The organism is Paucibacter sp. XJ19-41 (assembly GCF_028462495.1).
Taxonomy (GTDB): domain Bacteria; phylum Pseudomonadota; class Gammaproteobacteria; order Burkholderiales; family Burkholderiaceae_C; genus Roseateles_E.
The window spans coordinates 20,388-29,954 of record NZ_JAQOWX010000072.1 but is presented as its reverse complement, the minus strand read 5'-3'; the positions used below and the strand labels follow the sequence as shown (position 1 = coordinate 29,954).

Genomic DNA, 9,567 nt, shown 5'->3' with positions numbered 1-9,567 from the left:
GAACAGTAGCAACGACGACTCGATTGCGAAACGGGACTTACGAGCTGAAATTCAACAGCCTGCTAGGCCGCGTAGCGCTTGCTGCGCAGATTGCGCTTGATCTCCTGCAGCATGGGCCGCAGCTTCTGCCCCAGCTGCAGCGCGACGCCGGTGGTCAGGATGTCGATCGCGATCAGGTGCAGCAGCCGCGACACCATCGGGCTGTAGCGGTCGAAGTCTTCCGGATGATCGACCGCCAGCAGGATCTGGCCTGGCGCCTGGCCCATCGCCGCGAGCGGCGAGCCGCTGGCGGTGATGATGATGGTGGTCGCGCCCTTCTTGCGCGCGATCTCGGCTGCATCCATCAGGTCGCGGCTGCGCCCCGAGTTGCTGATGATGACGGCGCAGTCGCCCGTCTGCAGCATGGTCGCGCTCATCAGCTGCACATGGCCGTCGCTGCAGGCGGCGGTGTTGACCCCCAGGCGGAAGAACTTGTGCTGCGCATCCTGGGCCACGATGCCGGAGTTGCCGACCCCGTAGAACTCGATGCGCCGGCCGTTGCGGCCCGACTCGGCCAGCGCGGTGATGGCGCGCTCGAAGGCGTGGCTGGCGGCGTCGTTGCGGTAGTGCAGCAGCGCGGCCACCGCGTTGTCGACCACCTTGACGATCAGATCGCCCGGCTTGTCGTCCTCGTCGACCGCGCGGTGCACAAAGGGCACGCCCTCGTTGACGCTGCCGGCCAGCTTGAGCTTGAAGTCGGCCAGTCCGTCATAGCCGACGCTGCGGCAAAAGCGCACCACGGTCGGCTTGCTGACATGGGCCCGGTCGGCCAGCTCGCTGACCGGCAGGCTGGCGAAGGCGCGCGCGTCGATCAGCAAAAGCTTGGCGACGCGCTGCTCGGCCGGCGGCAGCGCGGGCAGCGCCGCCTTGATTCTTTCGAGAATGCTCACTGTTCCTCAGCCCAGGTGAAGCCGTCGCGCGCCACCAGGGCGCTGGCCGCCGGCGGGCCCCAGGAGCCGGCCGTATAGGTGCGTGGGCCGGCGCTGTCACGCTTCCAGGCGTCCAGGATGGGCTCGACCCAGCGCCAGGCCTGCTCCTGCTCGTCGCTGCGCACGAACAGGTTCAGGCGGCCGGCGATCGCGTCCAGCAGCAGGCGCTCGTAGGCACCGACGCGGTTGGCCGCAAAGGCCTTGTCGAAGTCCAGATCCAGCGACACCGGGGTCAGGGCCTCGCCGCTGCCCTTGGTGGCGAGTAACTGCAGCTCCAGGCCGTCCTCGGGCTGCAGTTTGATGACCAGGCGATTCGGCTGGTTCGGTCCGGGGAAGATCGGATGCGGCACCTGGCGGAAGTTGACGACGATTTGCGCGTCCCGCGCCGCCAGACGCTTTCCGGTACGCAGATAGAAGGGCACGCCGGCCCAGCGCCAGTTCTGCACCTCGGTGCGCAGCGCGACAAAGGTCTCGGTGACGCTGTCGGCCGGGATCTTGCCCTCGTCCAGATAGGACACCACGGCCTTGCCATCCACCGTGCCGGCGCGGTACTGGCCGCGCACCACATCGCGCGCCACGCTCTCTGCGGTGAAGGGCTTCAGCGAGCGCAGCACCTTGAGCTTCTCGTCTCGGATCGCATCGGCATCATTGGTCGACGGCGGCTCCATCGCGATCATCGTCAGCAGCTGCAGCGCATGGTTCTGGATCATGTCGCGCAGGGCGCCGGTGCCGTCATAGAAGGGGCCGCGGGTGCCGACGCCCAGTCCCTCGGCCAAGGTGATTTGGNTGTCGCGCAGGGCGCCGGTGCCGTCATAGAAGGGGCCGCGGGTGCCGACGCCCAGTCCCTCGGCCAAGGTGATTTGGATATTGGCAATGCTCTCGCGGCGCCACAGCGGCTCGAAGAAGGCATTGCCGAAGCGCAGCGCCATCAGGTTCTGCACCGAGGGCTTGCCGAGATAGTGGTCGATGCGGAAGGCCTGCTCCTCGGCGAACACCGAGCGCACCACCTTGTTGATCTGCTGGGCGCTGGCCAGGTCGTGGCCCAGCGGCTTCTCCAGCACGACGCGTACCTTGGGCTGGTTCAGGCCGGCCACGCCCAGCTGCTCGCAGATCTGGGTGAACAGATGCGGGCTGGTGGCCAGATAGAGCACCACGGTGTCGGCATTGCGCTCGTCCAGCCAGTCCTTGAGCTTCTGGTAATGCTCGTGCTGGGACAGGTCCATGCGCCGGTAGTGCAGCAGCGCGGCGAAGCGCTCGAACTCCTCGTCGCTGGGGCGCTTCGGGCCGTCGACCTCTCTGAAGCGTTCCTTGAGCCATTCGCGATAGCGCTCGTCAGGCATATCGTCACGGGCCACGGCCAGAATACGGCCACCCTCGGGCAGCTTGCCGTGGCGGAAGGCCTGGAACAGCGCCGGCATCAGCTTGCGCCATGTGAGATCGCCAGTACCGCCGAAGAAAACGAGATCGAATGACATGCGCGCTTGCTGTTGGAATGTTTTGTTGATGTAACGAAGTTACCGGATTTATGATGCACGAGTTTCTTCCAGGGGTCAATCCGTGTCGCCCTGGCGGTTCTAATAAGGGATCTGCATCACCAACGGACCTCGCTCATGAATCAGCTCGAACAACTGAAGACCTGCACCACCGTCGTCGCCGACACCGGCAATTTTCTGCAGCTGGCGCAGTTCGCGCCGCGCGACGCCACCACCAATCCCTCGCTGATCCTGAAGGCCGTGCAGTCGGCCGACTACGCCCCGCTGCTCAAGGACACGGTGGCGGCGCATCAGGGCAAGCCGCTCGACGAGATCGTCGACCAGGTGCTGGTGCGTTTCGGCCTGGAAATCCTGAAGGTGGTGCCGGGCCGGGTGTCGACCGAGGTTGATGCGCGCCTGAGCTTCGACAAGGCGGGCACCCTGGCACGAGCCCGCCGCATCATGGCCTTGTACGAGGCTGCAGGCATAGGTCGTGAACGCGTGCTGATCAAGATCGCCTCGACCTGGGAAGGCATCCAGGCGGCCGCCGAGCTGGAGCGCGAAGGCATCCACTGCAATCTGACCCTGCTGTTCTCGTTCTGCCAGGCGGTGGCCTGCGGTGCGGCCGGCATCCAGCTGATCTCGCCCTTTGTCGGCCGCATCTACGACTGGTACAAGAAGAGCGCCGGCGCCGCCTGGGACGAGGCCGCCCAGGCCGGCGCCAACGATCCCGGGGTCAAGTCGGTGACGCAGATCTTTAACTACTACAAGAAGCACGGTATCGCTACCGAGGTGATGGGCGCGAGTTTCCGCAATATCGGCCAGATCCGTGCGCTGGCCGGCTGCGATCTGCTGACCATCAGCCCCGATCTGCTGGCCCAGCTGCAGGCCTCGGAAGAGCCGCTGGCCCGCGCGCTGGATGCCGAGGCGGCGCGTGCCGCCGACATCCCCGCCGTTTCCTTCGACGAAGCGGGCTTCCGCTTTGCCCTCAACCAGGACGCCATGGCCACCGAGAAGCTGGCCGAAGGCATCCGCCTGTTTGCCGTCGACTCGGCCAAACTGGACCAGATGATTGAAGAGAGCCGTTGATGACTTTCTCGCGTTGTGATCAAAGCCCGGCCTGGGCCGCCTTGCGCAGCCACTATGAAAAGGCCGGTCAGGCCTTTGATTTGCGCAGTGCCTTTGCCGCCGATGCCGGCCGCTTTGCGGCCTGGTCCTTCCAAGCGCCGGAGGTGTTCGCCGATCTGTCGAAGAACCGCATCGATGCGGCCGCGCTGGACCTGCTCTTGGAGCTGGCGCGCGACTGCGGGCTTGAATCACAACGCGAGGCCTTGTTCAAGGGCGAACCGATCAACCATACCGAAGGCCGCGCCGTGCTGCACACGGCCCTGCGCGCACCGGCCGGCGAGGGCTTGTTCAGCGACGAGGTGCAGGCCTCGCTGGCGCGCATGCTGGCCTTTGCCGAGAGCGTGCGCGATGTGGCCAGCAGCGGCTTTCGCGACATCGTCCATATCGGCATCGGCGGCAGCGACCTGGGTCCGGCCATGGTGGTCGGCGCGCTGAATGCCTACACCCAGGCCGGGCAGCGCCTTCACTTCGTCTCGAACGTCGACGGGCATGACCTGGCCCCGGTACTGCGCGATCTGGATCCGGCCAAGACTCTGTTCGTGATCGCATCCAAGACCTTCACGACCCAGGAGACCCTGGCCAATGCCTTGGCCGCCAAGGCCTGGTTCCTGGGCAATGGCGGCAGTGATGTGGCGCGCCACTTCGTCGCCACCAGCAGCAATACCGAGGCGGCGGCGGCTTTCGGCATCCACACCAGCTTCGGTTTCTGGGACTGGGTCGGCGGCCGCTATTCGCTGTGGTCGGTGATTGGCCTGCCGATCGCGATCGCGATCGGCGCCGACAACTTCCGCGCGCTGCTGGCCGGCGCCCATGCGATGGACCTGCATTTCCGGCAGGCGCCGCTGGCGCGCAATCTGCCGGTGCTGCTGGGCCTGATCGACATCTGGTATCGCAATTTCCATGGCTTTGGCAGCCGCAGCGTCGCGCCCTACCACCAGGGCCTGAGGCGCCTGCCGGCCTATCTGCAGCAGCTGGAGATGGAGAGCAATGGCAAAGGCGTGGACCGCGAGGGTCAGGCCTTGCCCTATGGCACCAGCCCGGTGGTCTGGGGCGAGGCCGGCACCAATGGCCAGCATGCCTATTTCCAGATGCTGCACCAGGGCACGGATGTGATCCCGGTCGAGTTCATCGCGGTCAAGCACACCCATCATGGCCCGCATATCGGCGGCGAGCTGGCCGGCTTGCTGCAGGATCAGCACAGCAAGCTGCTGGCCAACTGCCTGGCCCAGTCGCAGGCGCTGATGCAGGGCAAGACGGTGGAGGAGGCGCTGCACGAGAAGGCGCCGACGGCTTCGAAATCGCTGGGTGCGCTGACCGTGGCCCGGCATCGCAGCTTCCCCGGCAACCGGCCCAGCACGACCCTGGTGCTGGACGAGTTGAGCCCACGCTCGCTGGGCGCGCTGATTGCGCTTTACGAGCACCGTGTCTTCGTGAGTGGCGCGCTGTGGGGCATCAACAGCTTCGATCAGTGGGGCGTCGAGCTGGGCAAGGCCTTGTGCAACAGCCTGCTGCCGCGCTTGAGCAGCGGCGACACCGTCGGCCTGGATGCCTCCACCGCCGGCCTGCTGCAGAGGCTGCGCGCATGAATGTAGTGTTCGATTTCGGTGCTGTGCTGTTTCGCTGGCATCCAGCGAGTTTTCTGGCACGGGTGTGGCCGCAGCGCGTGGCCGATGCCGAGTCGGGCAGGGCCGTGGCGACGGAATTCTTCCAGAACTACAGCGGCGACTGGGGCGCCTTCGACCAGGGCCTGATCGACGCAGCGACAGTTATCGAGCGCGTTGCCACCCGCACCGGCTGGCCCCGTGCCGAGGTCGAGCAGGTGGTGCGCGCGGTGCCGGACGAGCTGCAACTCTTGCCAGACACGGTGGAGCTGATCAAAGATTTGAAGCAGGCCGGCCATCGGCTCTTCTATCTGTCCAATATGCCCGAGCCCTATGCCGATCATCTGGAGCGGCATTACCCGCTGCATGAATGGTTCGAATCGGGCCTGTTCTCGGGCCGGGTCAAGCAATCAAAGCCGGGCGCCGAAATCTATCGCCTTGCGATCGAGCGTTTTGGCGTGCCGCCGGCGAGCTGCCTGTTCCTCGATGATCACCCGGCCAATATCGAGGCGGCCCGGGCGGCCGGCTGGCAGGCCTTGCAGTTCAGCGACGCGGCCGCGATGCGGCCGCAGCTGCAGGCCCTGGGCCTACTGCTCTAGGTCGCGGTCTTCCGGCGGCGGCGCCGCCTCGACGCGGAAACTCTCGCTGGCCCAGGCGCCCAGATCGATCTGGCGGCAGCGCTGGCTGCAGAAGGGGCGCCAGCTGTTGCTGGGCGCGAACACGCTATCACCGCCGCAGGTGGGGCAGCGCACGATGCGCGGCGGCTTGGTCTCATCCATCGTCATCTAGGCACACAAGGTCAATTCGAAGCTGGCGTCCTGCGCGGCCAGCTTGAGCCGGCCTTCCTCGTCCTGCCGCATCAGGCGGATATTGATCATCAGGCGGTGGCCGCTGATCTCCGGAATCAGCCCCAGGCTGGGGTCCAGCTTCATGCGCAGCAACTGATAGACGCGGCCGGCGGCCAGGCTTTGCTGGAACTGGCCGGCCTGGGCCGCCACCTTGTGCGGCGCACCCGAGTCGCGCAGCAGGCCCAGCAGCACCTGCAGGCCCTCGGCCAGCGGCATCAGCGACTGGGTCCACTGCATCAGGTCGTTGCGGCGGCGCGCCGGCAGGAATTGCTGCCAGGTGTAGTAGGCCGGCAGATCGAATTCGCAGGTGCCGCCGGGAATGCTGATGCGGCTGCGTATGCTCATCAGCCAGTCATTGGTGGTCAGCACATGGCCCGCCTTGCCGACCAGCTGGTTCAGGCCGCTGTAGGCATGGTCGATGCGTGCCACCACCTCGTTGAGCGCGTCCTCGGCGATGGCCGGATTGCCGCGGTAGCTGTTGAGCTGGGCCTTGTGGCGCTCGAGCTCCTTCAGCAGGTCGGATTTCAGATCGGCGCGCGAGGCGACATCCATGATCTCGAAAATCGTCACCAGGGCGAAATGATGGTCCAGCGGCGTCTCGCGCGGGATCAGCTGTCCCAGTCGGTCGAACAGGTGTTCGAGACGCAGCATCGTGCGGATGCTTTCGTTGAACGGGTATTCGTAGAGAACCAAGGGGGCCATTCCTCGTCTGTCAGCGTGGGAGGCAAGCCGGGCGCCGAGTGCGCGCCGGTGAGCGCTATTGTTTCATACGCTGGCGACGCTGCGCCAATGAGCCGCAAGGGTCAGGACTTGCGCGCGCAAGCCGGTCAGGTCCAGACCTTCGTTGTGGATCACCGCATCGGCTGCGGCGCGCCGCTGCGCACGGCTGGTTTGCTGCCGAAGCACCGCTTCCACTGCGGCCGGCGTCCACCCCGAACGCTGTGTGACCCGCGCCACCTGACTGGCCTCGTCACAGTCAACCACCAGCACACGCAGCACCTGCGAGCGCCAGCGCCCCGACTCGACCAGCAGCGGCACATCGAACACCAGCAGATCGCTGCTCGCCGCCTCCGCCTGAGCCCGGGTCTCGGCACCTATCATCGGGTGCATGATGGCCTCAAGGCGGCGCAGCGCCTCAGGGTCGGCAAAGGCCAGCTCGCGCATATGGGCCCGGTTCAGCGCGCCCTCAGCCGTCAGCGCCTGGACACCGAAGGCGGCGGTGATCGCGGGCATCGCGGCCCCGCCAGCGGCCGTCAGCTGTCGTGAGATCGCATCGGTGTCGATCAGGGCCGCACCGGCCTCGCGCAAAAAGCCCGCGACCGTGCTCTTGCCGCTGCCGATGCCGCCGGTCAGGCCGATCCGCAAGGCCATCAGGCCCAGCCCAGCCAAGCCAGCACCCGCTCCGAGCCGGCAAAAAGTACGACCAAACCACCGCCGGCGAGGAAGGGGCCGAAGGGCACATAGCGGCCTTCGCGCAGGCTGCTGCTCATCTTCATCGCGATGCCGACGATGGCGCCAATCACCGAGGCGCCCAGCACGATGGGCAGAATCATCTGCCAACCCAGCCAGGCACCCAGCGCCGCCAGCAGCTTGAAGTCGCCGTAGCCCATGCCTTCCTTGCCGGTCGTCAGCTTGAACAGCCAGTAGACCGACCAGAGCGAGAGATAGCCGACCAGGGCACCGATCAGGGCCTGGTCCAGCGCAATCGTCCAGCCCAGCAGCGCGGCCAGCAGGCCGGCCCACAGCAGGGGCTGGTTCAGCGAATCGGGCAGCAAGGTGGTGTCCCAGTCGATCGCCGCCAGGGCCAGCAGGCAGGCCGCGAAAGCGCACCACATCAGGCTCAGCGGCTGGGCGCCGAAACGCCAGCCGATGGCGGCGAACAGCAGGCCGGTCAACAGCTCGATGATGGGATAGCGGGCCGAGATGCGGGTCTTGCAGGCCGAGCAACGGCCACCCAGACGCAGCCAGCCGACCAGCGGGAGGTTCTCATGCCAGGCCAGTTGATGGCCGCACTGGGGGCAGCGCGAGCGCGGTGTGGCAATGCCCAGCCTGGGCAGCTTGTCCAGATGCAGGGCCAGGTCTTGCGCGGCCGCCGCCAGCTTGTCGGCGGGCGTCTTGGGCAGGCCGGAGCGCTGCAAGTCTGGGCTGTTGGACAGCTGAGCCGCCGCATCGCCGAGCCATTGCCGCTCCAGCATCAAGGGCAGCCGATGCACCACCACATTGAGAAAGCTGCCTATGCACAGCCCCAGGATGCCGAGACCATAGGGGGACAGCAGCCATTCGATTTCTTGTGTCATGCAAGAGATTTGTGCTTAGACGATTTGGCCGAGCTTGAAGATGGGCAGATACATAGCGACGACGATGCCGCCGATGATGGTGCCGAGGATCACGATGATGAAGGGCTCCATCAGGCTGGACAGGGCCTTGACGGCCTCGTCGACCTCGTCCTCGTAGAACTCGGCCGACTTGGCCAGCATATGGTCCAGTGAACCGGATTCTTCGCCGATCGAGGCCATCTGCAACACCATGGTCGGGAAGATGCCGGTGGCCTGCATCGAGGTGGTCAGCGCCGCGCCGGTGGAGACATCGCGCTGGATCTTCTCGGTGGCCTCGGCGAACACCGCATTGCCGGAGGCGCCGCCGACCGAGTCGAGCGCCTCGACCAGGGGCACGCCGGCCGCGAACATCGTCGATAGCGTGCGGGTCCAGCGCGCCACCGCTGACTTGTAGAGCAGGTCGCCGAACACCGGGATCTTCAGCAGCAGGCGGTCCATGGTGTGTTGCATCTTCACCGAGCGCTTCCAGGACTGCAGGAAGAAATAGATGCCGCCACCCAGGCCGCCGAAGATGGCCCACCAGTAGGAAACAAAGAACTCCGACATCGCGATCACCATCAGGGTCGGTGCCGGCAGGTCGGCGCCAAAGGAGGTGAACACCTCCCTGAAGGCCGGCACGACGAAGATCATGATGACGGCCACGACAATAAAGGCCACGGTCAGCACTGCGATCGGGTAGGTCAGGGCCGACTTGATCTTGTTCTTCAGCGCAACGGTTTTTTCCTGGTAGATCGCCAGCCGGTCCAGCAAGGCTTCCAGAATACCGCCCGATTCGCCGGCCTCGACGAGATTGCAGTACAGCGCGTCGAAGTACATCGGGTGCTTGCGGAAGGCCGAGGACAGGCTAGTGCCGGTCTCGACATCCTGGCGGATGTCGTTGAGCAAGCGGGTCAGCCGTGGGTTGGTGCTGCCGCGCGCGACGATGTCGAAAGATTGCAGCAGGGGCACACCGGCCCTCATCATCGTGGCCAGTTGCCGGGTGAAGACGGCGAGGTCTTTTTGCTTGATGGACTTGCCACCGCTGGCCCGGCGCTTCTTGACCTTGCTGACCAGGATGCCCTGGCGGCGCAGGGTCGCGCTGACCATGGCTTCGCCGCCGGCGCGCAGTTCACCGCGCACGGTCTTGCCGTTGCGGTCCTTGCCCTCCCATTCGAAGACAAAGTCCTTCACGCTTTTGGCTATTGCGCTGGTCGCCATGGTTTCTCCTCGAGCTG

At 65.8% G+C, this 9,567-nt stretch carries 10 protein-coding genes; 3 read left to right on the top strand and 7 right to left on the bottom strand.

Annotation, left to right across the window (positions count from 1 at the left end; all coding sequences use genetic code 11):
- Positions 1-62: 62 nt before the first annotated feature.
- Both PO768_RS18170 and PO768_RS18165 read right to left on the bottom strand, forming a co-directional pair.
- Positions 63-923, bottom strand: a complete 861-nt coding sequence (locus tag PO768_RS18170; protein WP_137941652.1) for a MurR/RpiR family transcriptional regulator — start codon at positions 921-923, stop codon at positions 63-65.
- A gap of 2 nt (positions 924-925) precedes the next feature.
- Positions 926-2,443 carry a glucose-6-phosphate dehydrogenase gene (locus PO768_RS18165; RefSeq protein WP_272647168.1) on the bottom strand — a complete coding sequence of 506 codons (1,518 nt, stop codon included), beginning with the start codon at positions 2,441-2,443 and terminating at the stop codon, positions 926-928.
- Positions 2,444-2,578: 135 nt separating this feature from the next.
- Between PO768_RS18165 and tal the strand changes: the two genes are divergently transcribed.
- From tal to PO768_RS18150, 3 genes are read left to right on the top strand one after another with little or no spacing between them, the layout of a single operon-like run.
- A complete protein-coding gene (gene tal / locus PO768_RS18160) occupies positions 2,579-3,529 on the top strand; it encodes a transaldolase (RefSeq protein ID WP_272647167.1) in 951 nt (316 codons plus the stop codon).
- Positions 3,529-5,154: a glucose-6-phosphate isomerase gene (pgi, locus tag PO768_RS18155; RefSeq protein WP_272647166.1), complete on the top strand. Its 1,626-nt coding sequence runs from the start codon at positions 3,529-3,531 to the stop codon at positions 5,152-5,154. Before tal ends, pgi begins: the two co-directional genes overlap by 1 nt.
- Positions 5,151-5,768: an HAD family hydrolase gene (locus tag PO768_RS18150; protein WP_272647165.1), complete on the top strand. Its 618-nt coding sequence runs from the start codon at positions 5,151-5,153 to the stop codon at positions 5,766-5,768. Before pgi ends, PO768_RS18150 begins: the two co-directional genes overlap by 4 nt.
- On the opposite strand, the gene PO768_RS18145 is transcribed toward PO768_RS18150, so the two are convergent.
- The 5 genes from PO768_RS18145 to PO768_RS18125 all read right to left on the bottom strand — a co-directional run bounded on the left by PO768_RS18145 (position 5,757) and on the right by PO768_RS18125 (position 9,550).
- A complete protein-coding gene (locus tag PO768_RS18145; RefSeq protein ID WP_442953247.1) occupies positions 5,757-5,948 on the bottom strand; it encodes a DNA gyrase inhibitor YacG in 192 nt (63 codons plus the stop codon). The genes PO768_RS18150 and PO768_RS18145 overlap by 12 nt on opposite strands.
- Before the next feature lie 6 nt (positions 5,949-5,954).
- A complete protein-coding gene (gene zapD, locus PO768_RS18140) occupies positions 5,955-6,710 on the bottom strand; it encodes a cell division protein ZapD (RefSeq protein WP_272647171.1) in 756 nt (251 codons plus the stop codon).
- A gap of 72 nt (positions 6,711-6,782) precedes the next feature.
- Complete coding sequence (gene coaE / locus PO768_RS18135; protein ID WP_272647164.1) at positions 6,783-7,388, bottom strand: dephospho-CoA kinase; 606 nt, start codon at positions 7,386-7,388, stop codon at positions 6,783-6,785.
- Positions 7,388-8,314: a prepilin peptidase gene (locus PO768_RS18130; protein ID WP_272647163.1), complete on the bottom strand. Its 927-nt coding sequence runs from the start codon at positions 8,312-8,314 to the stop codon at positions 7,388-7,390. The genes coaE and PO768_RS18130 overlap by 1 nt, the downstream gene beginning before the upstream one ends.
- Before the next feature lie 15 nt (positions 8,315-8,329).
- Complete coding sequence (locus tag PO768_RS18125; protein ID WP_272647162.1) at positions 8,330-9,550, bottom strand: type II secretion system F family protein; 1,221 nt, start codon at positions 9,548-9,550, stop codon at positions 8,330-8,332.
- Positions 9,551-9,567 lie beyond the last annotated feature (17 nt).